This is a genomic window from Kribbella sp. NPDC056861 (assembly GCF_040687575.1).
GTDB lineage: Bacteria > Actinomycetota > Actinomycetes > Propionibacteriales > Kribbellaceae > Kribbella.
This window is the reverse complement of record NZ_JBFBNQ010000005.1, coordinates 705,976-730,235: the sequence shown is the minus strand read 5'-3', so window position 1 is coordinate 730,235 and position 24,260 is coordinate 705,976. Positions and strand designations below refer to the sequence as shown.

General features: G+C 68.4%; 23 protein-coding genes. 13 read left to right on the top strand and 10 right to left on the bottom strand.

Annotation, left to right across the window (positions count from 1 at the left end):
• The first annotated feature begins 14 nt into the window (after positions 1–14).
• Genes AB0P21_RS27605 through AB0P21_RS27595 form a run of 3 tightly spaced genes read left to right on the top strand, consistent with a single transcriptional unit; the run spans position 15 to position 2,307 of the window.
• On the top strand, positions 15–1,250 hold the full coding sequence (locus AB0P21_RS27605) for a histidine kinase (protein ID WP_363700116.1): 1,236 nt from the start codon (positions 15–17) through the stop codon (positions 1,248–1,250).
• Positions 1,247–1,912, top strand: a complete 666-nt coding sequence (locus tag AB0P21_RS27600) for a response regulator transcription factor (RefSeq protein WP_363700115.1) — start codon at positions 1,247–1,249, stop codon at positions 1,910–1,912. The genes AB0P21_RS27605 and AB0P21_RS27600 overlap by 4 nt, the downstream gene beginning before the upstream one ends.
• A 32-nt stretch (positions 1,913–1,944) precedes the next feature.
• Entirely contained in the window at positions 1,945–2,307 is a 363-nt protein-coding gene (locus AB0P21_RS27595) for an MmcQ/YjbR family DNA-binding protein (protein WP_363700114.1), read from the top strand.
• On the opposite strand, the gene AB0P21_RS27590 is transcribed toward AB0P21_RS27595, so the two are convergent.
• Together AB0P21_RS27590 and AB0P21_RS27585 are read right to left on the bottom strand one after the other, a co-directional pair.
• A complete protein-coding gene (locus tag AB0P21_RS27590; protein ID WP_363700113.1) occupies positions 2,275–3,207 on the bottom strand; it encodes a hypothetical protein in 933 nt (310 codons plus the stop codon). The two genes, AB0P21_RS27595 and AB0P21_RS27590, sit on opposite strands and share 33 nt — an antisense overlap.
• A gap of 63 nt (positions 3,208–3,270) precedes the next feature.
• A complete protein-coding gene (locus AB0P21_RS27585) occupies positions 3,271–3,957 on the bottom strand; it encodes a maleylpyruvate isomerase N-terminal domain-containing protein (RefSeq protein ID WP_363700112.1) in 687 nt (228 codons plus the stop codon).
• 84 nt (positions 3,958–4,041) lie between these two features.
• Between AB0P21_RS27585 and AB0P21_RS27580 the strand changes: the two genes are divergently transcribed.
• Positions 4,042–5,547 (top strand): fused MFS/spermidine synthase, encoded by a 1,506-nt coding sequence (locus tag AB0P21_RS27580; protein WP_363700111.1) that lies wholly within the window; start codon positions 4,042–4,044, stop codon positions 5,545–5,547.
• A gap of 73 nt (positions 5,548–5,620) precedes the next feature.
• Positions 5,621–7,246, top strand: coding sequence for a phosphoglucomutase (alpha-D-glucose-1,6-bisphosphate-dependent) (gene pgm / locus AB0P21_RS27575; protein ID WP_363700110.1), 1,626 nt, complete (start codon positions 5,621–5,623; stop codon positions 7,244–7,246).
• Here pgm and AB0P21_RS27570 read toward each other — a convergent pair.
• Together AB0P21_RS27570 and AB0P21_RS27565 are read right to left on the bottom strand one after the other, a co-directional pair.
• On the bottom strand, positions 7,243–7,623 hold the full coding sequence (locus AB0P21_RS27570) for a DUF3037 domain-containing protein (RefSeq protein ID WP_363700109.1): 381 nt from the start codon (positions 7,621–7,623) through the stop codon (positions 7,243–7,245). The genes pgm and AB0P21_RS27570 overlap by 4 nt on opposite strands.
• The gene (locus AB0P21_RS27565) at positions 7,620–8,357 is read right to left on the bottom strand and encodes a HipA family kinase (RefSeq protein WP_363700108.1); all 738 of its coding nucleotides are present in this window, start codon (positions 8,355–8,357) and stop codon (positions 7,620–7,622) included. The genes AB0P21_RS27570 and AB0P21_RS27565 overlap by 4 nt, the downstream gene beginning before the upstream one ends.
• A 60-nt stretch (positions 8,358–8,417) precedes the next feature.
• Here AB0P21_RS27565 and AB0P21_RS27560 point away from each other — a divergent pair, with 60 nt between their 5' ends.
• Positions 8,418–9,473 carry a glutamate--cysteine ligase gene (locus AB0P21_RS27560; RefSeq protein WP_363700107.1) on the top strand — a complete coding sequence of 352 codons (1,056 nt, stop codon included), beginning with the start codon at positions 8,418–8,420 and terminating at the stop codon, positions 9,471–9,473.
• A 9-nt stretch (positions 9,474–9,482) separates the two neighbouring features.
• A complete protein-coding gene (locus AB0P21_RS27555; RefSeq protein ID WP_363700106.1) occupies positions 9,483–9,965 on the top strand; it encodes a hypothetical protein in 483 nt (160 codons plus the stop codon).
• Here the strand turns inward: AB0P21_RS27555 and AB0P21_RS27550 are convergent.
• From AB0P21_RS27550 to AB0P21_RS27530, 5 genes are all read right to left on the bottom strand, one after another.
• A complete protein-coding gene (locus AB0P21_RS27550) occupies positions 9,947–11,749 on the bottom strand; it encodes a glycerophosphodiester phosphodiesterase family protein (RefSeq protein WP_363700105.1) in 1,803 nt (600 codons plus the stop codon). The genes AB0P21_RS27555 and AB0P21_RS27550 overlap by 19 nt on opposite strands.
• A gap of 151 nt (positions 11,750–11,900) precedes the next feature.
• Positions 11,901–14,681, bottom strand: a complete 2,781-nt coding sequence (locus AB0P21_RS27545) for an FtsX-like permease family protein (protein ID WP_363700104.1) — start codon at positions 14,679–14,681, stop codon at positions 11,901–11,903.
• A gap of 19 nt (positions 14,682–14,700) precedes the next feature.
• The gene (locus AB0P21_RS27540) at positions 14,701–15,438 is read right to left on the bottom strand and encodes an ABC transporter ATP-binding protein (protein ID WP_363700103.1); all 738 of its coding nucleotides are present in this window, start codon (positions 15,436–15,438) and stop codon (positions 14,701–14,703) included.
• Between the two features lie 135 nt (positions 15,439–15,573).
• Positions 15,574–16,662 (bottom strand): glycoside hydrolase family 5 protein, encoded by a 1,089-nt coding sequence (locus tag AB0P21_RS27535; protein ID WP_363700102.1) that lies wholly within the window; start codon positions 16,660–16,662, stop codon positions 15,574–15,576.
• 378 nt (positions 16,663–17,040) lie between these two features.
• Positions 17,041–17,646: a hypothetical protein gene (locus AB0P21_RS27530; RefSeq protein WP_363700101.1), complete on the bottom strand. Its 606-nt coding sequence runs from the start codon at positions 17,644–17,646 to the stop codon at positions 17,041–17,043.
• A 66-nt stretch (positions 17,647–17,712) separates the two neighbouring features.
• On the opposite strand from AB0P21_RS27530, the gene AB0P21_RS27525 reads away from it, so the two are divergent.
• From AB0P21_RS27525 to AB0P21_RS27515, 3 genes are all read left to right on the top strand, one after another.
• A complete protein-coding gene (locus AB0P21_RS27525) occupies positions 17,713–18,108 on the top strand; it encodes a hypothetical protein (protein ID WP_363700100.1) in 396 nt (131 codons plus the stop codon).
• Between the two features lie 102 nt (positions 18,109–18,210).
• Entirely contained in the window at positions 18,211–19,197 is a 987-nt protein-coding gene (locus tag AB0P21_RS27520; RefSeq protein WP_363700099.1) for a GNAT family N-acetyltransferase, read from the top strand.
• Positions 19,175–20,245, top strand: a complete 1,071-nt coding sequence (locus tag AB0P21_RS27515) for an NAD-binding protein (RefSeq protein WP_363700098.1) — start codon at positions 19,175–19,177, stop codon at positions 20,243–20,245. Before AB0P21_RS27520 ends, AB0P21_RS27515 begins: the two co-directional genes overlap by 23 nt.
• A 5-nt stretch (positions 20,246–20,250) precedes the next feature.
• Here AB0P21_RS27515 and AB0P21_RS27510 read toward each other — a convergent pair whose 3' ends face one another.
• Positions 20,251–21,354, bottom strand: a complete 1,104-nt coding sequence (locus AB0P21_RS27510) for an LLM class flavin-dependent oxidoreductase (RefSeq protein WP_363700097.1) — start codon at positions 21,352–21,354, stop codon at positions 20,251–20,253.
• A gap of 158 nt (positions 21,355–21,512) precedes the next feature.
• On the opposite strand from AB0P21_RS27510, the gene AB0P21_RS27505 reads away from it, so the two are divergent.
• The 3 genes from AB0P21_RS27505 to AB0P21_RS27495 are packed head-to-tail and all read left to right on the top strand — an operon-like array spanning position 21,513 to position 24,258.
• A complete protein-coding gene (locus AB0P21_RS27505) occupies positions 21,513–22,511 on the top strand; it encodes a LacI family DNA-binding transcriptional regulator (protein ID WP_363700096.1) in 999 nt (332 codons plus the stop codon).
• Positions 22,508–23,428, top strand: a complete 921-nt coding sequence (locus tag AB0P21_RS27500) for a sugar ABC transporter permease (RefSeq protein ID WP_363700095.1) — start codon at positions 22,508–22,510, stop codon at positions 23,426–23,428. Before AB0P21_RS27505 ends, AB0P21_RS27500 begins: the two co-directional genes overlap by 4 nt.
• On the top strand, positions 23,425–24,258 hold the full coding sequence (locus AB0P21_RS27495; protein ID WP_363700094.1) for a carbohydrate ABC transporter permease: 834 nt from the start codon (positions 23,425–23,427) through the stop codon (positions 24,256–24,258). The genes AB0P21_RS27500 and AB0P21_RS27495 overlap by 4 nt, the downstream gene beginning before the upstream one ends.
• The last annotated feature ends 2 nt before the right edge of the window (positions 24,259–24,260 follow it).

Here is a 24,260-nt window from a genome sequence, read left to right as displayed (position 1 = left end):
ACTAAGGTCGATGAATGAGTTCGAGATGGCCGATCGGGCGCGCGGGCGTTGGTGCGACAGTGGGGGTTGCTGCGCTGTTGGTGCTGACCGTTGCTGATCTGGGGCAGCATTATCAGCTTCCGCTTGGGGCCGCCTTCGCGCTGGGAGTTGTTCGGGCGTTGTCGTTGGCGCTTGTTTGGCTGAAGCCGTCTGCTGTTCTGCCGCTATCGCTGGCTGCTGCGGTCCTTACCGCTGCGGTGTGTGTGCCGATTTCTGCTGATGAGCCTTGGCCGTGGGCGGCGACTACCGTTTTCGGGCACTCGATCGTGCTGGCTTTGGTTGGTGCTCGGGGTGCTCCGAGCGCTCGTCGGTCCCTGGTGGTGTGGTGGGTCGGGACGCAGGTGGCTGGTGCGGTGGCGATGGGAGTGGCGCCGGAGCGGGGTACGTGGTCGGGCTTGCTGACCATGGCGGTGTTGTCTGCGGTTGCTGTGGTGGTGGGGGAGTTGCTGAGGTCGCGGGCTGAGGCTCGGCGGCAGTTGGTGGAGCAGGAAGGGATCAGTGCGGCCGAGCGAGCTGAGCGGGCGCGGTGGCAGGAGCGGGCCCGGATCGCGCGGGAGTTGCACGATGTCGTGGCGCATCATCTGTCGGTGGTTGTGGTGCGGGCGGACAGTGCGCCCCATCGGTTGGTTGCTTTGCCGGCGGATGCTCGGGAGGAGTTTGCTGGGATCGCTGAGGACGCTCGCTCTTCGCTGACGGAGATGAGGCGAGTACTGCGGTTGCTTCGGGCCGAGCCTGGTGGGGGCGGGTCGAGTGGTGAGCTTGGACCGCAGCCAGGGCTCGAGGACTTGGACGAGTTGGTCGCGAGCACTTGTCGGGCTGGTGCCGATGTCCGGTTGACGGTTGGGGTGGGCGAACTGCCGGGGGTGGTGGATCCTGCGGTGGGGTTGACGGTGTACCGGGTGGTGCAGGAGGCGGTGAGCAATGCGGTGCGGCATGCGCCAGGAGCAGTGGTCGAGGTGAGTGTTCAGCGCATCGGCGGCGCGGACTGGGTGGATGGCGAAGGTCGTGGTGGGTTGGTTGTGAAGGTGTTGAACGGGCCGGCAGCGCTCGTAAAAGAGCGGGATGTGGGGGCGCCGGGGAGTGGGCATGGGGTGGTTGGGATGAAGGAGCGTGTTGGGTTGCTCGGCGGGGAGTTCGCGGCTGGGGTCACTGCTGAGGGTGGGTATCTGGTGGAGGTCAGGCTGCCGCTGGACGGGGAGGGGAAGGCGTGACGATCTCTGTGGTGGTTGTCGATGATCAGGCCGTGGTGCGGGCCGGGTTCGCGGCACTGCTGGGAGCGCACGCCGATCTGAGCGTGGTGGGGGAGGCGGGGGACGGGGCGGAGGCGGTTGAGGTGGTGGGTCGGCTTCGGCCTGAGGTGGTGTTGATGGATGTGCGGATGCCGGTGATGGATGGGCTGGAGGCGACTCGGCGGATTCTTGCCGGGGTGGCGCCTGGGGAGCCGCCTCGGGTGGTCATGCTCACCACCTTTGACCTTGATGAGTACGTGTACGACGCGTTGCGGGCGGGGGCGAGTGGGTTTCTGTTGAAGCACTCGTCGCCGGATGAGTTGGCCGCTGCCGTGCGGATCGTTGCGGCGGGGGATGCGTTGCTGGCGCCGTCGGTCACGCGTCGGTTGGTGGAGGACTTTGCCAAGGTGCAGCCGGTGTTGCCGGCGACTGCCGCGGAGCTGACGCCGCGGGAGACCGACGTCCTGAGGCTGGTGGCGCGCGGGCAGTCGAATCGGGAGATCGCGGCCACTCTGGTGCTGGCGGAGCAGACTGTGAAGACGCACGTGAGCCGGATTCTCACCAAACTGGATTTGCGGGATCGGGCGCAGGCCGTTGTCTACGCTTACGAAGCGGGTGTGGTTGTTCCCGGCCCTCGTCGGTGAGGGCAGGGCGGGCGGTCGGACTGGAGGCAGGGATGGACGGCCTGGAGCGGCTGAGGAAACTGTGTCTGGCGTTGCCGGAGACGACTGAGCGGCTGAGTCACGGAGAGCCGACGTGGTTCGTCCGGGACAAGAAGACGTTTGTGATGTTCGCGGATCAGCACCATGACGACCGGAGGGCGTTCTGGTGTGCAGCGCCCGCAGGAGCGCAAGAAGCGTTGATCGCCAGCGATCCGGAGCACTTCTTCCGTCCGCCGTACGTCGGACATCGCGGCTGGCTCGGTGTCTACCTCGACGTGCCTGCCGTCGACTGGCCGCAGCTCGCAGAGCTCGTCGAGGACGCCTATCGGCACGTCGCGCCGAAGTCACTGGTGGCCCGCCTCGACGAGGCCCGGTAGAACGCCGCCGGGCGGTGACAGCCAGGCGGCCTCTGTGTCATGGCGACACGGCATTGCCGTCCGGTACGTCGCCGCGGACAGCAGCAGGATGGTCAGCTCACCCAGGCTGACGCCGAGGTTGTAAGCATCGCGTTCCAGCGCGGCCACCAAGCCAACGGGCAAGTCCTCGAGCACCACCTGCTTGCCGTTCCGAACTCCGTCGGCCGACTCGATCGGCCACTCTCGCCCCCACCGCTCGTTGCCCAGTTGCAGAATCTCGTCGAGTGGCGGCAACGGATCCATCAGCAGATCAGGGATCTCGGCCAGGGCGCGGAGCATGCTCGTGCCCAGCGTGTGCTGGCTCTGCCATTGGGTCAGTCCGTCGTCGGATCTCAGATAGCGCCTCAGCACCAGCCGGAGCCGCTCGGTCGCGGGGCTTGAGGGTGATGGTTCGTGATGCAGGGGAGTGACCGTCACCCGCCCGTTCTGAAGGCGGAAGGCGAGCAAGGTGTCGGCGGGGACGTCGGGAAGCCAGCCCGGTGGACCACACCAGCCGCCGAACTCGCCGAATGACGAGCTCACCGCGCCACCGGTCGACAACGCCAGCGACCCTTCGTGCAGGAGCAGTTGGTCGAGCAGCGCCAATTCAGGGCCGGCATAAAGCACCTGCCGGCCCATGGTGGGATAGCGGACCCGATGGGTGAGCGCAGCGCCGTCCAGCATCCGCCGGGCGCTGTCGAAGCGTCCGTCGGGGAGTTGCACCAGCACAGGTGACTGGCGTAGCGCAGTACGGATGGAGGTGGCTGGGCTGCTGGATCTGGTCAGGCCGGCGGCCAGCACGCCTGGCGCGAGGTCGTCGGCGGTGAGTGGTCCGGAGGTGTTGATCTCGCTGGTGCAGTGGGTGACGATTCGTTTGCTCATGCCTAGGAAAGTACGAGCCTCGACGTGCCGATCAGCCGTTATCCACAAGGCAATCCGGTGAGATCAGTCGATCAGGTCCACCTGAGTCTGTGGCAGGAACGCCAGACCGGTCGACCAGCTGTCGGCTGCGTCCGCAGAGCTCCATTGCCATGCCCGGAGCTGGGCCGGCGAACGACGACCGAAGGCGGCCCGGAACAGCTCGTAGGAGTCGGTGCGCACCTCGGCGACCGGCTCCCCGGCGCCTACCTGGTAGGTGCCGTCCGGCGTCACGACCGACAGCAGTCCCGGCGCGTCCTCGTTCGGCTCGGTAACAGGAAAGATCCAGTCCAGCGTTGCCAGCCAGAGCTCGCGTGGCGGCCGTCCGATCCCGGTCGCGCCATGCAGGTCGGCCTCGTGCGTGCCGGCATCGACGTACGGGTTGCAGATCAGCGGGTGGCTGGTCTCGCCGCTCAGGATCAGCTTCTCCAGGGTCGGCCCGGTCGTCGCCCATTCGTCCAGTACGCCGCTGATCGGTGTCGACCGCCGAGCATCAACCTGTACTGCGGTCCAAGGTGGCCGCGGCACCCCGTCGAGATTCCCCGAGACGAAGTCGGCCGCGACCCCGGCCAGGTGGGAGAGCAGGTTGTGCACGGTCCAGTCAGGGCAGGCGGGCACCCGGCCGGCCAGCGTCTCGGGGCTGAAGCTCAGCCCTGCTTCGGTCAGCCGCGCCCGCGAGGCGGCGTACAGGTCGGCGCTGGTGGTCGCGTTCATCGTTCGGCCCTCCAAAAACGGTCTTTCGATGCTAACGAACGGCAGCGCCCGGAATCGACAGCCTCGCGCGGATAGGGTGGCGCGGTGGATGCGACGGATAAGACCGCCCAGGTAGTGCCGGTCAAGGGGTTCAACGACAAGGTCGCGATCGCCTTGGCGTTCGGCAGTTCCGCGGCCGTGATGGTGCTCGAGCTGGTCGCGCTGCGCCTGGTCGCGCCGTACCTGGGGCTGACGCTGGAGACCAATACAGCGGTCATCGGCGTCGCGCTCGCGGCGATCGCCACGGGTGCCGCGATGGGTGGCCGGATCGCCGACAGCGTGCCGCCGACCCGTTCGCTTGGCCCGATCGTTCTCCTGGCCGGCGCACTCGTGCTGCTGATCCTGCCTGCTGTGCGCTGGACCGGCGAGGCGCTCCGCGATGGCGGCGGTCAGGCGGTCTTCCTGGTGGTCGCGGTCGCGCTTTTCCTGCCGGCTTCGCTGCTGGCCGCGGTGACGCCGATGGTGACCAAGCTCAGGCTGTCGACGCTGGCCCAGACCGGGACGGTTGTCGGCCGGCTGTCTGCCTATGCGACAGTCGGCGCGATCGCGGGCACGGTGCTGACCGGCTTCGTGTTCGTGGCCAAGGTCCCGACCAGCACCATCGTTTTGTGCCTCGGCGGGCTGCTGGTCCTGGCCGGAGCCGCCCTGACGATCTTCTTCCGCGGCCTGAAGGCTGCAGGCCGGCCGCTCGCTCTTGCGCTGATCGGCACCGGCCTGACCCTGGTCGCGCCCCGGCCGTGCGAGGTCGAGACGGCGTACCACTGCGCCCGGATCGAGAAGGATCCGGCGCGGGCGAGCGGCCGCACCCTGTACCTCGACCAACTCCGGCACTCGTACGTCGACCTCGACGATCCGACCTATCTGGAGTTCGAGTACGCGAAGAACTTCGTCACCGCGATCGACACCCGGTGGACGGACAAGTCGCCACTGGAGGCGCTGCACATCGGCGCCGGCGGCCTGACGATGCCGCGCTACCTGACCGCGACCAGGCCCGGCAGCAAGAACAAGGTCTACGAGATCGACCCTGGTGTGATCGAGGTCGACAAGGCCGAGCTCGGCGCCAAGCTCGGCCCCGACCTGGACGTGCAGATCCGCGACGGGCGGCTCGGCGTACGGTCCGAGCCGGCCGACAGCCGGGACCTGGTCCTGATGGACGCGTTCGGCGGGGTCGCGGTGCCGTGGCACCTGACCACCCGCGAGATCGTCGCCGACGTGCGCCGGGTGCTGAAGACCGACGGGCTCTACCTGGTGAACGTCATCGACTTCGGGCCGCAGTCGTTCCTGAAGGCGGAACTCCGCACGATCGCGGCGGAATTCCCGCACGTCGGGCTGATCGCGAAGCCGGCTGCCCTGGCCGGGACCGCCGGCGGCAACTTCGTCCTGCTGGCCGCCGACCAACCGTTGCCTGGGGCAGCGATCCGGCAGCGGCTCGGCACCGGCGCCGGATACATCGACGATCCGGCCGCGATCCGGCAGTTCATCGGCGACGCGCCGTTGCTGACCGATGACTACGCGCCAGTAGACCAGCTGCTCACCCCCTTCGCGAGCTGAGCCGCACAAGTTCGCGGGCCGGGACGCGACGGGTGGAGTTGTGTCCGGGGCCGAAGGCTTGTTGCATGTGCACATGCACCCACGCGCAGGTCAGCCCGCTCAGCCCGAGGATCTCGTCGACGTCGACGCGCTGCTCGCGGCGTACGAGGGGATCTCGCCGGACGTCGAGAACCCCGCCCAGAAGGTCGTCTTCGGCACGTCGGGCCATCGCGGCTCGTCGCTGGACGGCGCGTTCAACGAGGCGCACATCCTGGCCATCACCCAGGCCGTCTGCGAGTACCGCGCGGGTGAGGGCACGACCGGGCCGCTGCTGGTCGGCCGGGACAGCCACGGCCTCTCGGAGCCTGCCTGGCGGACCGTGCTCGAGGTGCTGGCCGGCAACGGCGTCCAGACCCTGGTCGACAGCGCTGACCGGCTGACGCCGACTCCGGCCGTGTCACACGCCATCCTGCGACTCAACCGAGGCGCCGGCGCGGGGGCCGACGGCATCGTCATCACGCCCAGCCACAACCCGCCGCGCGACGGCGGGATCAAGTACAACCCGCCGCACGGCGGCCCGGCCGACTCCGACGCGACCGGCTGGATCGCGGCCCGCGCCAACGAGCTGATCGCCGGTGGCAACCGCGAAGTACGCCGTACTGCGTTCGAAGCGGCGCGGGCCCAGGCAGGGGAGTACGACTTCCTCGGTCACTATGTCGACGACCTGCCGTCCGTGCTGAACCTCGACGCGATCCGGAGTGCCGGAGTCCGGATCGGCGCCGACCCGCTGGGCGGCGCGAGCGTCGACTACTGGGCCGCGATCGCTGAGCGGCACCGCCTCGACCTGACCGTGGTGAACCCGCGGGTCGACCCGGCCTGGTCGTTCATGACGCTGGACCACGACGGCAAGATCCGGATGGACTGCTCCTCGCCGTACGCGATGGCCTCGCTGGTCGCCCAGAAGGACCGCTACGACCTCGCCACCGGGAACGACGCGGACTCCGACCGGCACGGCATCGTCACGCCCGACGCCGGCCTGATGAACCCGAACCACTACCTCGCCGCGGCCATCTCCTACCTGTTCGCGAACCGGCAGTGGGGTCCCGAGGTCGCCGTCGGAAAGACGCTGGTGTCGTCCTCGCTGATCGACCGCGTGGTCGGCGATCTCGGCCGCCGTTTGTGGGAGGTTCCGGTCGGGTTCAAGTGGTTCGTGCCCGGTCTGATCGACGGCTCGGTCGGCTTCGGCGGTGAGGAGTCGGCAGGCGCGAGCTTCCTGCGCTTCGACGGCACGGTCTGGACCACGGACAAGGACGGCATCCTGCTCGCGCTGCTGGCCAGCGAGATCACCGCCGTGACGGGGGAGACGCCGTCCCAGGCGCACGCCAAGCTGGTGTCGAAGTTCGGCGCCTCGGCGTACTCGCGGGTGGACGCGCCGGCCAGTCGCGAGCAGAAGGCCAAGCTGGCCGCGCTCTCGGCCGACGCGGTGACCGCGACCGAGTTGGCGGGCGAGCCGATCCTCGATCGGATGACGAGCGCGCCCGGCAACGGCGCTGCGATCGGCGGGCTGAAGGTCACCACGGAGTCCGCGTGGTTCGCTGCCCGGCCGTCGGGGACCGAGGACCTCTACAAGATCTACGGCGAGTCCTTCAAGGGCGAGGAGCACCTCGCCGAGGTCTTCGCCGAGGCCCGCAACGTGGTCTCGACCGCGCTCGAGGCCTAACGGACGAAAGCGTCGACCAGTCGGTCCAGGTCCGCGGTGGGGTCGTTGGTGAGCCCACTGTGGATCGGGCTGGGGTGCACGACCGTACTGCGGGGTGCGGCGAGCCAGCGAAAGCGTTCGCCGATCCTCGTGGTCGCTGCCGGGCCGCCCTCGGGGTCACCCGCGCAGATTGCGCGGATGTGCTCCAGTGACGCGCACACGACGTCCACGTCGACCGCTGGGTCGAGGGCTCGCAACCGGAGCGGGTCGACGTCCCAGGACGCGCCCAGGAAGTCCAGGGACCGGCAGTAGATCACCGCGCCGACGTTGACGAACTCGCCGCGCTGGATGCGGGGCGCCGCGCGCAGGATGACGTAGTCGAAGGGCACCAGGTTCACCGGGCACCACCCGGCAGCCACGCGGACCGGTCGGCGAGTCTGGCGGTCAGATGCCCCAGGTATCGCTCCCGGTCGCCTTCACCGAGCCACTCGTCGGGGACCAGCGCGATCACCTCGGTGAGCAGTTCGGGAGTGATCGCCGCCGCAAGCTCCGCATCCACACCCGGTACTGCGTCCGCCACATCCCGGAACACGTGGTCCTGCGCGTCGTACGCGAGACCGGTGAACCGCTCGGCGGACATCCAGGAGTGGTGGAAGTACAACGCTGCTCCGTGGTCGATCAGCCAGAGTTGCTTGTGCCAGACCAGCAGGTTCGTGTTGCGCCAGGAGCGGTCCACGTTGGCGACGTACGCGTCCAGCCAGAGGATCTTCGCCTGGGTGGCCTCGTCCGGCTTGCCGCTGGATCCGTCGTAGCCGAAGGAGCCGGGCAGGAAGTCGACGGCCAGGTTGAGACCCGCGCTGCGGACGATCAGGTCCTGGATCTCCTCGTCCGGCTCGGACTTGCCGATCACCGGGTCCAGCTCGATCAGCTTCAGCTCCGGCACCCGCAGACCGAGCCGGCGGAACAGTTCGCCGACGATGATCTCGGCGACCAGCGCCTTGGGACCCTGTCCCGCGCCGTGGAACTTGATCACGTAGGTCCCGAGATCGTTGCCTTCGACAACACCAGGCAGCGAGCCGCCCTCGCGCAGCGGCAACACGTACCGGGTGGCAACAACGCTCGGCAGACTCACCCAGCAGAGCTTAGAGCACCGGGCGTTTCCGCAATTCCACGGCCGGGTACGTCGAAATGCATGAATCTCCCGTCCATGGGCGTCGAAGAGGAGTTGCTGCTGGTTTCGGCCAGTGGTGACCCGATGCCGCGTAGCAAGGCCGTTGCCGCGGGGGCGGAAGGCGTAGACGTCGAGCTGGAGCTGACCAGGTCCCAGGTCGAGATCAACTCACCTGTGTGTGAAACGTCTGATGAACTGCGGCTGCAGCTCACCTGGTCGCGGGCGAAGCTGGCCGAGGCCGCAGCGGAGGAGGGGACGAAGCTGCTGGCGATTGCCACCCCGCCTGGGGGCGTGGCGGAGCAGCTGGTGACCAGGAAGCCGCGCTATCAGGAGATGGCCGCGCGGTACGGGTTGCTGGCTCGTGAGCAAGGCGTGTGCGGCTGCCACGTGCACATCGACGTACCGGACAAGGAAGCGGCCATTCGGGTCAGTAACCACCTGCGGCCGTGGCTGCCCACGCTGCTGGCGCTGACGGCCAACAGTGCGGTCTATCTCGGCCAGGACACCGGGTTCGCCAGTTGGCGATCGATCATGTGGTCGCGCTGGCCGTGCTCAGGCCCACCGCCGTACTTCGAATCCGCCGAGCACTACGACGCGCTGGTCGCCATGCAGGTCGCGACGGGCAGCATCATGGACGAGCGGATGGTCTATTGGGACGTCCGCCCGTCCAGCCACCTACCGACTGTCGAGGTGCGGGTCAGCGACGTGCCGCTGACTGTCGACGAGACAGTGCTGCTCGCAACGCTGATCCGCGCTCTGGTGATGACTGCGTTGGAGGATGGCGGTCTGGGGCCGAAGCTCGAGCCGGAGGTACTGCGCGCGGCGTACTGGCTGGCTGCGCGCGACGGGATCACCGGCAACGGTCTCGAGGTCCTCAAAGCCCGCCCGGTGCCGATGCCAGAGCTACTCGACCTGCTGCAACTGCATGTCGCCGCAGCTCTCCAACAGCTAGGTGAAGCAGACAGAGTCGCCGCCGCCATCCAGCGAGTACTGCGAGATGGCAACGGCGCTGTCAAGCAGCGGCAGACGATCGAGGACGGCCTCGACATCGTCATGCTGACCGCGGTGGTCGATTAGTCTTCTGCGGTGTCAACGACTGAATGGCGGCAGCCCGCGAACGGCAAGATCAGCCCACCGCGCGTCGGCGCCGTTGGGTACTTCGTCCTCAGCCTGGTCTGTCTGGTGCTCGCCGTGAGTGGCCCGGCCCTGGTGGTCGCCCTGATCGTGCTGGACGCCGACTTCCCTTGGTGGGCCATGCTGCTGACCGTCGTCGTCGCTGTGTTCCTGGTGTTCTTCGCCTTCACCTTGTGGCGGACGTACCACCACGGCCGGCGCGACACCAAGCTGATCGAAGCGTCGGGGCTGCCCGCGACCGCGGAGATCCTGTCGGTCGGGACGACGAGCTGGGGCGAGGGGGAGGGCGTCCGTCTCGGGCTGCGGATCAGCGGGCCCGGGTTCGAGACGTTCGAGGCGCCCTTCGAGTGGAAGCACACCGACCACTTCGAGGTAGGCGGCCGGCTCGCCGTACTGGTCGAGCCGACCGCCCGCCTCTATCTGGTCAGGCCTTGACGAAGGAAGTCCTCCAGGCCGTGTAGGTCGTCGGTGTTGAGGTGGTCGACGCCGGCCGCGGTCAGCTCTGACCAGACGGCCTCGCGGGCGGCGCCGGGGGTGTCCGGGGTCTCCCAGAAGCGGACCCGGTAGCCGGCGTGGTGGGCGGTGGCGACGATCTCGCGCAGTCGAGCGCGTTCGGTGACGGGGAACGCGCCGACGCCGTTCCAGGTGAAGTTCTTCGACCAGTTGTCGCTCACCAGCGGCATCAGCGACGCGGGGAGCTTCGAGTTGAGGTCGGCCAGCCGGCCGTCGTACCCGGCGTACCGGACCTTCTGGGCCTTCAGTACGTCGAGCGGGCGGTTGCCGCTGATCACCGAGGTGACCGCGCCGCGGTAGGTCCGCCCACCCTTGTAGATCGTGCTGATGCCCCGGTACTTCGCCAGTGCCTTGTCGATCGCCGCGTACGTCGTAGGCCCGTCACTCTTGATGTCGATCAGCAACTGGAAGTCGCGACCACGTCGATAGACCTGGCCATGGTTCTCCCGCACCCGCTGCGCGAGAGGCCTCAGGTAGAGGCTCTCGAGCGTGCGACCCGGTACCGCGTCCTCGACGTCGTGCGCGACCCGCAGTTCGCCGTCGATCAGCCACACATCCGCCTCGACGCTGTTGAAGCCTCGGTCGAGCGCGTCCTGCAGCGGTCGCCGGTGCTCGTAGTCGTTGTGCGCGTGTGCCGACGGCAGCGCGCGGATCGCCGGAGCGTCGTACGCGATCGGGAGCCGGAAGCCGTTCGACCGCGCGACGGTGCGGAGGCGGTCGGGGTAGTCGGTGATGATGCCGTCGACGCCCTTGTCGACCAGCGACTGCATGGTCGCGGGGTCGTCGACCGTCCACGGCACGACCTTGATCCCAGCGCGATGCGCCGAGCGGACCATGTCGGCGGTGACATAGGGCCGGTACCCCGGATCCGTCACGCGACCGTCCTGCGGGAACCCGTGCACCGGCGAGATCGCGTCCGCGTCGAACGACGCCGCCGCCTTCACCAGGTCGCCACCGAAGTCGTCGATGTCCAGACCACCCAGCCACGGGGACTTGCCCGGCTGGCCGGTCTGCAGGAAGTCGTAGTTGGTCAGCGCGACGATCGGCAGCTCGGGCGCGACCTGGCGCATCCGGATCAGCGAACCCCAGTCGAAGCTCTGGATCGTCACCTGCCGGCCGATCCGCGCCTTCCGGATCTCCCGCGCGACCACCTGGACGAACTGTTCGCGCGGCGCGGTCTCGCTCGGCGCGCCCGCCTCGACCTTGGTCTCGATGTTCAGCTTCACCTTGTCCGCGCGGAACCGGTGGACCAGGTCGAAGACGTCGCGCAGCTCAGGCATCCGAGCGCCCGGGTCGGGCGTCTGACCGGGGTGTGCGGCCTGTGTCAGCGACCCGCAGTCGAGTTGCTTGACCTGTTGCAGCGTCAGCGTGTTGACGAACTTCCCGACGTACGGGTACTCCGGGTCGGCGGGCGTGTAGGGCGCGGTGTCCTGGCACTTCGCGCCGCTGATCTTGCGGTCATGGGTGACGACCGCGTGGCCGTCCTCGGTGATCTGGACGTCGAGCTCGAGCGTGCTGACGCCGAGCTCGAGGCCGTGTGAGAAGGACGCGATCGTGCTCTCCACGGTCAGCCCGAGACCGCCGCGATGGGCCTGGACGTCGAAGTCACGGCCACGGCCGGCGCCGGCCGGTATGGCGACCAGGGTCTGGCCGAGCAGGCCGGCGGTGAGGGCGAGCGGAAGCAGCGCGCGGGGGAGGCGGCGCATGAGGGGTTTCCTTTTCGTAGGGGCAAGGGCGATGGCGCCGATGGTGTCCCGCTCGGGGATACCCCGGCCCTCGCGAAGGTAGCCGAAAAGAGGCCGACGGGTTACCCCTCGCCGCCGGTCGCTTACCTACGGTGGTCGAAACTACTGGCAGCTACTCGTACTGGAGCGCCTCCAGCGGGTTGAGCCGGGCCGCGCGGCGGGCCGGCCAGATGGCGGCGAAGATCCCGACCACCACCGAGACGACGGCGAAGACGACCAGCTGACCGGTCGGTACGGCGAAGCTGACCTCGTCCAGCCGGGCGGCCAACAGGCAGGCCAGGCCGAGTCCGAGGACGATGCCGATCACCGCGCCGATCAGGGCGGTGATCACGCTCTCGTGCCGGATCATCCGCTTCACCTGCCGCCGGGTCAGGCCGATCGCGCGCAGCATGCCGAGCTCGCGGGTCCGCTCGAAGACGGTCAGCACGAGCGTGTTGACGATGCCGAACAGACTGACCAGCACGGACAGGGCGAGCAGCACGTAGAGCACGTTCAGCAGGCTCTTGATGCTGTCCGACTGCGCTGCCTTGAACTGCTCCCGGGTCTGCGCCTTGGCGTTCGGGAAGCCGGCCAGCGCCGACTCGAGGGCCGCCGTGTTCGCCGCGGTGACACCGCCGTCCAGCTTCAGGAAGGTGAAGATGTTCAGCGGCTGCGGGTTGCTCGCGTCGAAGGTGGCGGTCGACGTGGTCACGTTGCCGAACGGCGAGCCACCGGCCGGCGGGGTGAAGATGCCCCGGACGGTCAGTTGCAGCGTGCGGCCGGTGACGCTGGTCAGCGCGAACTGCGAACCGAGTTGCAGGTTGTGCTTCTCGGCGTACTCGTCGTCGAGCACCGCGCCGTCGGTGCCGAGCTGACCCAGGACGTCCTGCGAGCCGCTCTTCCAGTCGAAGCTGAGCACGCTCGGCGCCGCGCTGTCGACCGCGGTGATCGGGATCGTCTCGTCGAACGCCTTGCCCTGGCCGGCCCGCACGCTCGACACCGACTCGACGCCGGGAACGCGAGCCACGGCCGCCGCGACGGTGGGCGGCAGCGGGCTGAAGTTGTTCTGCGCCGCGATCGCGTAGTCGCCGCTGAAGATCTTGTCGACGGCGTCCTCGAATGGCTTGATGATCCCCGCGCCGAGCGTCGCCACCAGCGTGACGAGGGCCAGCCCGATCATCAGCGCGGCAGCGGTCGACGCGGTCCGGTCGGGATCGCGCCGGCTGTTCTGCCCGCCGATTCCAGCGGCCGGGCCGTCGATCAGTACGCCGGGGAACTCGGCCGGCCACTCGGGCTGCCACGAGCTGACCTTTCGGCGTACGGCCATCGCTGTCACCACCACCAGCAGCACCGGATTCAGTACTGCGCCGAGCACGAACCCGCCGGCCCGCTTCGCCGCCGACCCCGGTCCCCAGTACCCACGGCGCAGAAGCCAATAGGGCAACGAGAACAGCGGCCAGGCAAGAATCGTCAGCACCAGCACCGAGCCCCGCGCGATCGGATCGGAAGCCGCTGCCAGCGGACGGACCAACCGGGCCGCGAACAACGCGATCCCGATGAAGATCAGCAGTACTCCGACCGCCAGCGCGGTCAGCAGACTGCCCGTGCTCAACCCGTCGACGAACAACCCGACCAGCACCAGCGCGACGCCGGCCAGCGTCAGCAGCACGGCACCGAGCGCGCGGTACCGCACGAACCGACCAGGTGGCAGCTTCGCCCCTTCGCGAACGGCCGCGATCGGCGGCACCCGAGTGGCCCGCCAGGCCGGTCGCAAGCTGGCCAGCAAGGTCACCAGGATGCCGACGGTCAGCGCGACGGCGACCGTCCGGCCGCGGAACACCAGCCCGTTGTTGGGCAGCGTCAACCCGGCCGCGTCGAAGATCTTGAACAACCCGGTCGCGGTCGCCAGCCCGAGGAACAGCCCGGCCACCGCGGCCACCACACCGGTCAGCAGCGCTTCGAGCACCACCGAGTTGAGCACCTGACGCCGGGAGGCACCGAGCGTGCGGAGGGTGGCGAACTCGCGGGTCCGCTGGGCGATCGTGATCGACAGCGAGTTCGCGATCACGAACGACCCGACGAACAGCGCGATTCCGCCGAACACCAGCAGGAAGGTCCGGAAGAAGTCCAGGAACCCACTCGTCCCGGAGGCATCCTGGGCGGCCTGCTCATCGGCCGACCGCACCTGCGTGCCCTCGGGCAACGCCTTCCGGACGGCCTCGATCAGCTGCTGCGGCGACCTACCGCTGTTGGCCTTGAGCAGGATCTGGTCCAGCTTGCCGGGCTTGTCGAACAACCGCTGGGCGGTCGGCAACTGGAAGCCCGCGAGCGTCGCGCCGCCGATCGACGACACCGAGCCGAACTCCACCAGCCCTGAGATCCGCATCTGCTGGACCTCGCCGCGGGCCTGGACCCCGATCGTATCGCCGGGGGAGAAGCCCTTCTTGGTGGCGGTCTGGGTATCGATCACCACCTGGTCCGCCACCGGCCAGTCGCCCTTGACCAGCGCGAGCGTGTTGAACTCCGGCCGGTCCGCGTCGATGCTGAAGCCGATGTTCGGGGCGCCGCCGAAGACGACCACCTTGCCGTCCTTGCCGATCAGCTGCGCCTCGCCGGAGACCGCGCCGCCGGCCACCCCGACCTCGGGCAGCCCGGCCACCTTCGCCAGCAGCGACTCGTCGAACGGCGGCGCCGGCGCGGTCCCGTCGTCCGGTACGTCGAAGGCCGGCTTGCCGGTGATCGCGGCGTCGGTGTTCCGGTAGGAGTCGGAGAAGATCGAGTCGAACGCGCTCGAGATCGAGTCGGTCAGCACGTAGGTGCCGGACACCAGCGCGACGCCGAGCACGACGCCGATCGCGGTCAGCGCGGTGCGGAGCTTGCGGCTGAGCAGGCCGCGCAGCGAGAACCGGATCATGACCGTCCCCCGTCGCGGCTCACTGCAGGTCCAGCGAGTCGATGATCCGCAGGATCTCGTGCTGGTCGCTCCGGCCGGTCTCCTTCACGATCTCGCCGTCGGCCAGGTAGAGCACCCGGTCGGCCATCGCGGCCGCCTTGGCGTCGTGGGTCACCATCACCGTCGTCTGGCCGTACTCGTCGACCGAGCCGCGCATCAGTTGCAGGATCTCGTTGCTGGTCCGGGAGTCGAGGTTGCCGGTCGGCTCGTCGGCGAAGATCACCGTCGGCCGGGAGACCAGCGCGCGGGCGATCGCGACCCGCTGCTGCTGACCGCCGGACAACTCGGACGGGCGATGGCTCAGCCGGTCGGCCAGCCCGACCCGGGCGACCAGTTCGTCGAAGTACGCCGGGTCCGGCTTCTCGCCGGCGATCGTCAGCGGCAGCACGATGTTGTCGCGGGCGGTCAGCATCGGCAGCAGGTTGAAGAACTGGAAGATGAACCCGATGTGCTTGCGCCGCAGCTTGGTCAGGTCGTCGTCCCCGAGCGTGGTGATCTCGGTGCCGCCGATCTGCACCGATCCCGAGGTGGGCTTGTCCAGCCCGGCGAGGATGTGCATCAACGTCGACTTGCCCGAGCCGGACGGTCCCATCACCGCCGTCAGCTGCCCGGGGGTGATCTCCACCCCGACACCGCGCAGCGCGTTGACCGCGGTGTCGCCCTCGCCGTACGTGCGGACCACAGCGTCCGCGCGCACGACGGCCGTCTGTCCCTCCATGCCGATCGCCCTCCCTGGCTGATCAGCGGTCCCCCAGAAACCGTCGCTAGTGCTCCGAGTCTGCTCTCGCAGCGGGCGGTAGCGACAGGGGGATGCCCCCGACCGGACCCCGAGATCCGGTCGAGGACGAGCGGGTCAGCGCTTCTTCTGCAGGGCGGCCTTGACGCCCACGCCGAAGCCCGAGGGGGTGCCGTTGTAGTCCTTCAGCAGGGACGGCTCGTCGGCGCAGTCGCCGACCACCCAGCCCCAGGCCAGGTACGACATCCCGCGGGTGTCGGCCCACTTGGTCAGCTTGTCGGTGAACTTGTGGGTGCAGTCGGCGTCACCGAACTCACCGATCACCACCGGCGCCTTCGCCGCCACCTTGTCGATCTCCGGCCAGCGCTTCGGATCGTCGTACGGCGAACCGAGCGGCTGCCCGTAGATGTGCACCGACGCGGCCAGCTGGTTGGCGGGGTCGACCGGCTTGAACTCCAGCCAGCGGGTCAGCGAACCGGCGTACTCGGGGCCGGGCACCAGGATGACGTTGCGGGCGCCGGAGGACCGGACGGCCAGGACCAGCTCCTGCATGCCGGCCGTCACGAACCCTGTCCCGCCGCAGGCGCCGCCGTCGCGGATGCACTTCCACGCCACGGTGGTGTCCTGGTTGTCGTCCGGATAGGGCTCGTTGAACAGGTCGAACATGACGGCCGGGTTGTTCTTGAAGGTGGCGCCCACCGAGCGCCAGTACAGCGGGGCGAAGGCGCGGGTCGGCATCACCCGCTGGTCGGTCGCCTTCTTGGTGTCGACCTGGGTCCAGTGCGCGTCGACGATCACCCGCAGGCCGGCCGTGGTCAGCTTGTTGACCCAGGCGGCGATGGCATTGCGGTACGTCGAACCGCGCATCCCCGGCCTGACCTGGGTGCTGCCGAGCCAGCAGGTCTCGTTCAGCGGGACCCGGACGGCGTTGACGCCCCAGGCCTTCATCGCGGCGATGGTCGCGTCGGTGGCCGGAGCATCGAACAAGCCGGTGCCCTCAGCGCACGCGTACTGCGCTCCGGAGTGGTTCACGCCACGCAGTTGCAGCTTGGCGCCGGTCTGGTCGACGAGTTGGTTGCCCGACACCCGCACGCTGAGCGCGACTTTGGCATCCGCGGGTGGCAATGAGACGGACGATGGTCGAAGCACGACGCTCAGTAGTGCGATCACGGCAAACAGCGCCAGAGCGGTCAGGGCTTTCCTCACTGGGTCTTTCTCCTTGTTCGGTCCCCAGGATGGACAGGTCACGGCCCCACCTCCGCTGGTCCTGCCTATCAAAGCCGGTCGCCGGGAGGCAACAGGCTGAACGGTTGGAAGAAATCCGACAGCGAAAACCCGGTCAGCGCAGGATGCTGACCGGGCGAGGGTGCTCGACTGTGAAGATTTACTGGTGCCGGACCGGGAAGCGCCTCACGGCGCGAGGCCGCTCGAAGCGGCTATATTTGGGACCCGGGGCTACCGCGGCCCGACACCTCCATCAGTGTAACCGGTGGGCAAACCCCTTGTCCTGTTGACTTCTCACGGATCGGTTGCCTAGCACCAAGGTCCGGTCGGCGCAAGTACCGTCGCGTGAATGTCGGCGGACTACCAGAGTTGGCCGGCGCGCTCGGTCCGGGCCGCGATCTGCAACTGGTCGGCCATCTCCACCAGCTTGGAGGCGGACCGGACCTGATCGTGGGTCTCCTCGGCCAGATGGGCCCGGCCGGTCGCGACGATCCGCGCGAAAGCGGCGGCGCGGTCCAGGGTGGTGGCGAAATCACCGGTCGCGACACCGCGCAGTACGGCGTCGACCATGTCCCGCACCTCGGTCGGCCCGGGCGGGTCGGCGACACCGGCCACCACCGCGTGTACTTCGGCGTACTTGCGGCCGGTCGAGTACTCGCGGGAGACCTCCTCGGCGTTGCCGTGCACCCATGAGCGCAGCAGGTAGAGGCGCCACAGCGTGCCGGGCAGCGAGTCCGCCGGCGCGTCCGACCACAGATCGGCCAGCTCGTCGAGCCCGTAGTCGTCGGCCAGTTTCACCACCCTGGCGATCACCTCGGCGTCCTCGGTCGACCGCGCCCCGCGCACCAGCAACTCCGCCGTCCGGTGCGCGACCTCGGCCACCGCGGCCGGGTCGTGCGCCCCAGGCAACGACTCGAACAACTTGGCACCCGGCAGAATCGGCCGGCGCGGGGTAGGAACGGTCACCCGCCCATCGTGCCTGACCGCCCCCAACTCCGCATTTCGACCCGGCGGAGTCAGTACAGTCGAGGTATGGCGGCAGGTAGAGGCAAGTTGGCCAAGAACGTGGTGAAGTACGGCGTGCGGTACGGGCCGATGGCGTTCGAGGCGGTCAAGCACGGGCGAGAACCTGCCCAGCAGGCCCTCCAGGCGGCGCTGGCGAAGCGGACGGCGCGGAAGAAGGCGATCGAGCACGCGCTGACCGTCCGGGACGGGTCGCTGCTCAAGGTGATCAAGGACGGGCAGGCCGTCTTCTTCGTCTTCTCCGGCGACGCGATCGTCACGACGTACCCGTCGGTGCCGCAGTCCAGCTACCCGGATCTGCTCCGGCACGCCGACCTGGACCGGCGGGAGAACGCTCTCGAGCTGGCCGCCAGCAAGCCGAAGCTGACCGATCGGCTGCCGAAGGTGCGCCGCCGGGCCAGGTAAGGAGCAAACCAAGGGTTGACACGGGTGTAACACTCCGGACCCGGGGTGGCAACACCTCCCGCGCACAGTGGAAGCACGTTTCCACGAGGGAGGGCGTCACCCATGCTCTGGAAGATCAGAACCGAACTCGCCGACCGGCCAGGTGCCTTGGCCGAGCTCGCCGCACGCTGTGGTGCGGACGAGATCAACATTCTGAGCCTGGAGGTCTTCACCGCCGAGTCCGGCGCTGTCGACGAACTCGTCGTCTCCACCGGCGTCGGCTGGACCGCGGAGCAGCTCACCACGCTGGTCGCCGAAGCTGGTTGCACCAACACCGCCGTCCGGCCCTGCCAGGCCGAGGTCCTCCATGACGGTCCCACCCGCTACCTGCGCGCAGTACTGCGGCTGATCGACGACCCGCTGTCGGTCGACGAGGAGCTGGAGAACCTCCAGGGCTTCGGCGAGTACACGCCGGCCGAGTGGGCGCGGGCCGACGTACTGGTCGAGATTGCCGGCCGGCTGGCCGAGCGGGAGCCCGTACCGACCGAGGCGCCGCCGCGGCCCGGCAGCGCAGTACCGGAGCTGCGGAAGGCCACTGTCGAGGATGCTGACGCAGTAGTCGCCATGCACGACCGCTGCTCGTACGAGAGCCGCACCCGGCGTTATCACGTTCCCATGCCCAAGCTCACCGCCCGTACTGCGCGACACCTGTCCGCTCCCGCCGGTGGTGTCTCCATCGTCGCCGCTGCTGGTGAGGCTGTTGTCGGGATGGCGACAGCGGCTCCCTGGGACGAGTTGAGCGGTGCGGCGATGGAGATCGCCGTACTGGTCGAGGACGGCTGGCAGCGGCACGGGCTGGGCTCGCAACTGCTGCGCAAAGTGATCCAGGAGGCCAGAGCGCTCGGTGCCGACCGCGTGGTCTGCATGGTCCAGCCGGAGAACGACGCGATGCTGCGGACCGTCGAGGGGCTGCGAATGCGCACCAGGGTGGTGCAGGATAGCGGGCATCTGATGGTCACCGTCGCACTGTCCGACCAGAGCCTGTCGCATGCGGTGGATCGCCCCTCGGTGCCCTATCGTCAGACGCGTGCCATCCCTGCCCGGTCGTAATCCGCACGGCCTTCTCGTCAACCTGCCCGCGAGCACTCGCTCGCCGGTAGTGGAGTTGTTCCGGCGGCTGATGATCGCGCTGGGACTGCTGACGCTGATGGTGCTCATCGTGGTCGTCGATCGGGACGGCTACAAGGACACCTATGACGGTGAGGTCGGTTTCATCGACAGCATCTACTACGCGACCGTCACGCTGACCACGACCGGGTACGGCGACATCACTCCGGTGACGCCGACCGCCCGGCTGGTCAACGCCTTCATCGTCACGCCACTGCGGATCTCGTTCCTGGTGGTGCTGGTCGGCACGACGCTGGAAGTCCTGGCGAACGAAGGTCGCCGCATCATGCGCGACTCACGATGGAGGAAGCGCATGAAGGACCATGTGGTTGTCGTCGGCTACGGCACCAAGGGCCGGGCAGCGGTGCAAACCCTGCTGAGCAACGGCGTCAAGCGCACCGAGATCGTCGTGATCGATCCGCGCGCGCAGGCGATCGGTGACGCGGGCAACGATCAGATGGCCGCCTTCCACGGCGACGCGACCAACCGGACCGTACTGCGCCGAGCGGAGGCGATGACGGCCCGCGAGGTGATCGTCACCACCGACCGCGACGACTCGGCCGTGCTGGTCACACTGGCCGTTCGCCAGCTCAACCCGAACGCGCACATCGTGGTCGCGGTCCGCGAGGAGGACAACGTCCCCCTGCTGCGGCAGAGCGGCGCCGACGCGGTCGTCACCTCCTCCGAGGCGGTCGGCCGGCTGCTCGGCCTGTCCGCCGTCAGCCCGAACTTGGGCGAGGTGATGGAGGACCTGCTGACCTACGGCGAGGGCCTCGAGGTCGCCGAGCGCCCGGTGCTCGGCCGCGAGGTCGGCAAAGCGCCGTCCTCGGTGCCGGATCGGGTGGTCTCCGTCGTCCGCGACGGCAAGGTCCACCGGTACTACGACTCGTCGGTCTCGGTGCTGGCCGCCGGCGACAAGCTCATCGTCGTCCGCCCGGCCAAGGAAACCCCCTGGGCGGAGCGTCCGGGCGCCGACGACCAGGACGAGTAGCTTTCTCAGTCGTTGCCGGGGCGGGTCCACAGACCGTCGCGTTCCAGCCGGGGGAGTACTGCTTCGCCGAACCAGTAGGCCTCCTCGAGGTGGGGGTAGCCCGACAGGATGAACTCCTCGATCCCCAGGGCGGCGTACTCCTTGATGCGGTCGGCAACTTCTTCGTGGCTGCCGACCAGGGCGGTGCCGGCACCCCCGCGGACCAGGCCGACGCCGGCCCAGAGGTTCGGGTAGATCTCCAGGTCCTCGGCGGAACCGCCGTGCAGCGACATCATCCGCCGCTGGCCGACCGACTCGCTCCTGTTCAGCCCGGCCTGCACCTTGGCGATCGTCTCGGGCGGGATCGCGGCCAGTAGCCGGTGTGCTTCGCGCCAGGCGTCCTCGGACGTGTCGCGGGTGATCACGTGTAGCCGGATGCCGAAGCGCACCGTGCGGCCTGCCTCGGCGGCCAACTTGCGGATCCAATTGAGCTTCTCGGCCACGTCTGCGGGCGGCTCGCCCCAGGTCAGGTAGACATCGCTGCGGGCAGCGGCAACGGGACCGGCCGCGGCCGACGAGCCACCGAAGTACACCTGAGGGATCGGATCGGGCACGCTCACCAGTCGCGCCTGCTCGACGCGCAGGTGCTCGCCGTGGAAGTCGAACGGGTCGCCGTGCTCCCAGAGCTTGCGGACGATCGCCAGGAACTCGTCGGTCCGCCGGTACCGCTCGTCCTTGCTCAGGAAGTCGCCGAACGCCTTCTGCTCGGAGGGTTCGCCGCCGGTCACGACGTTGAGCAGCAGCCGGCCGCCCGACTGATTCTGGAAGGTGGTCGCCATCTGCGCGGCCAGGGTCGGCGACAGCAGTCCGGGCCGGAGCGCGACCAGGAACTTCAGCCGATCCGTTGAGTCGAGCAACGATGCCGTCGACAGCCAGGCGTCGTCGCACTGCGGGCCGGTCGGGGTCAGCGCGCCCTCGAAGCCGAGTTCCTCGGCGGCGCTGGCGATCTGCCGCAGGTACCTGATCGTCACCGGCCGGTCGCGGTGGACCACCTCCGCGCCGTGGCCGCCGCCGGTGATGTTGCGCGAGTCGCCGGAGGTCGGCAGGAACCAGTGGAAGGTCAGGCTCATCGGGCGGCTCCATCGTGAGCGGGGTAGTAAGTCGATCAGATTAGTTGAGTTATCAGCGGTCGCTGCTCGTGTCCCACAGTGCGGGCGGTTGACGGTGCCGATCCGGCGTTTTACAGTCGGGGCTGTAAACGATTACAAGAACGATTACAGGAGGCTGCGTGAGCCGGCCGACGATCGCGGGAGTGGCACGGGCCGCCGGAGTTTCGGTGGCGTCCGTGTCGCGGGTGCTGAACGGGCTGCCCGCGACGGAGGAGATGGGCGAACGGGTCAGGCGCGCGGTCGAGGAGCTCGGCTACGTGCCCGATTCCCGGGCGCGGTCGCTCAAGGTCGGGCGGACCTTCCAGCTGACCCTGGCCGTGGCCGACGTCGGTAACCCGGTCTACGTGACGATGATGCGCGCGGTCGAGGAGGTCGTCTCCGCCGCGGGGTATCGGCTGGTGGTGACCACCACTGGGCCGGATGTCGTCGACGAGGTTGCGCTGGTGCGGGGGATGGCCCGTGGGTACGCCGATGGGCTGGTGATCAGCCCGCTGCGGGTGGACGACGATCTGATCAAGTCGATTCGCGAGTGCGATGTGCCGGTGGTTGTCGCCGGTAACGTGCCGTCGTCGGCTGGAGTCGACACGGTCCGGGCGAACTCGCCGAAGGGCATGCTGCTGGCGGTCGAGCACCTGCTGGCCAAGGGGCGGCGGCGGATCGCGTTTGTGAACGGGCCGGTCGACACGGTGCCTGGTGGAGCGCGAGCCAAGGGATTCGCGGATGCGATGAAGGCGAACGGGCTGCGGCCGGTCGCTGAAGTCGAGGCAGTGGACTTCACCTTCGCGGCGGGGCGTGAGGCGGGGGTCGAGCTGCTGTCGGGGCTGAACGGTGCTCCGCTCGATGCGATCGTCGCGGCCAACGATTTGCTTGCCGTTGGCATCATGCACGAGCTGGCGGCGCGCGGTCTCGTCGTACCGGATGACGTCGCGGTGATCGGGATGGACGACTCCGAGCTGGCCGAGCAGGTCTTTCCGCCGCTGACGAGTGTGAACCTGGGGTCGGCCGAGCGAGGCCGGCGGGCCGCCGAGTTGTTGCTGGCGAGGATCGAGGACGACAGCCGGACGCCGCGGCGGATCGTCGTACAACCGACCCTGAGTGTGCGGAGGTCGACGCCGTGAGCGCCGCGACGCTGACCGCGACTCCGAAGAAACCCGGGAGCGGCCGGCCGAAGCAGAACAGAGAAGCGATCTTTCTGTTCCTTCCCGCGTTGCTGCCCGTTCTGCTGCTGAGCGTCTACCCGTTGCTGCGCGGCATCGCGCTCGGGTTCACCGACTCGCGCGCCGGGCTGAACCTCGACACGAACTTCATCGGCCTCGGCAACTTCGAGAAACTGCTGCACAACGGGCTGTTCTGGGAGTCGTTCAAGATCGGCCTGATCTGGACGCTCTCGGTGACGATCCTGCAGTTCGTCGCCGCGCTCGGCCTGGCGTTGCTGCTGAACACCGATCTCCGTTTCCGGGGTGTCGCCCGCACGCTCGCGCTGATCCCATGGGCGATGCCGCCGGTGGTGGTCGCGATCATGTGGCGGCTGTTGCTGCACCCGACCAACGGCCCGGTCAACCAGATCCTGCAGAACCTGCACCTGACCGATCACCCGATTAACTTCCTCGGCGACTTCAGTACCGCGCTGCCGGCCGTGATCGTGGTCGGTATCTGGGTCGGGATGCCGATGACGACCGTCACCCTGCTGGCCGGTCTGCAGAGCATCGACCGCTCCCTGTACGAGGCGGCCGCGGTGGACGGGGCCGGCGCCTGGTCGCAGTTCTGGAACATCACGCTGCCGCAGCTCAGGACGGTGATCGTGGCGATCACCAGCCTGGACATGATCTGGAACTTCAACTCGTTCGGGCTGGTCTACGTGCTCACCGCGGGCGGACCGGGCGGCAAGACGATGCTGCCGATGCTGTTCGCCTACAACGAGGCGTTCCGGTACGGGAACTTCGGGATGGCGGCCGCGATGGGTGACGTGATGGTCGTGATCATCATCGTGTTCCTCGCGTTCTACCTCCGCAATCGGCTGAGGAGCGAGGCGTGAAGACGCGACCGGCCGCCCGCGCGGCGCAGTACGTCGCGGTGATCTGCTACCTGGTCTTCCTCGGTTTCCCGCTGCTCTGGCTGATCTCGAGTTCGCTGAAATCGCCGCGCGAGTTCGCGAGCATGACGCCCTCGGTGTTTCCGAAGCAGCCGAGTTTCTCCAACTACACCGACGCGCTGCGGGAGCAGGGGCTGGTCCACTCGATGTGGAACAGCCTGCAGATCTCGGTCGCCTCGACAGTGCTCGTGCTGGTGGTCTCGCTGCCGGTGGCGTATGCGCTGGCGCGGTTCCGCAGCCGGCTCCGGCCGATCACCAACGGGTGGATCCTGGTCAGCCAGGTGTTCCCGGTGATCTTGATCGTGATCCCGCTGTTCCTGATCCTGCGGCCGCTGCATCTGACCAACACGATCCCGGGCGTGGTGATCGTCTACATGGTCTGGTCGATGCCGTTCGCCCTGTGGATGCTGCAGGGGTACGTCGCCGCCGTACCGCGGGAGCTGGAGGAGGCCGCGTCGGTCGACGGCGCGAGCCGGGTCCGGACGATCGTCTCGATCGTGATGCCGTTGCTGCGGCCCGGGCTGATCGCGACCGCGATGTTCACCTTCATCTCGGCGTGGAACGAGTTCTTCTTCGCCCTGGTCCTGCTGCAGGACCCGCAACTGAAGACGCTGCCGCTGGTGCTCGCCCGCTTCGTCGGGGCCGAGGGCCAGGTCCAGTTCGGACCGCTGGCGGCCGCGTCCGTGCTGGCCACCGTGCCGAGTCTTGTGTTCTTCGCCTTCCTTCAGCGCCGGTTGACCTCCGGTCTGCTGAGTGGCGCCGTTAAGGGTTAGAG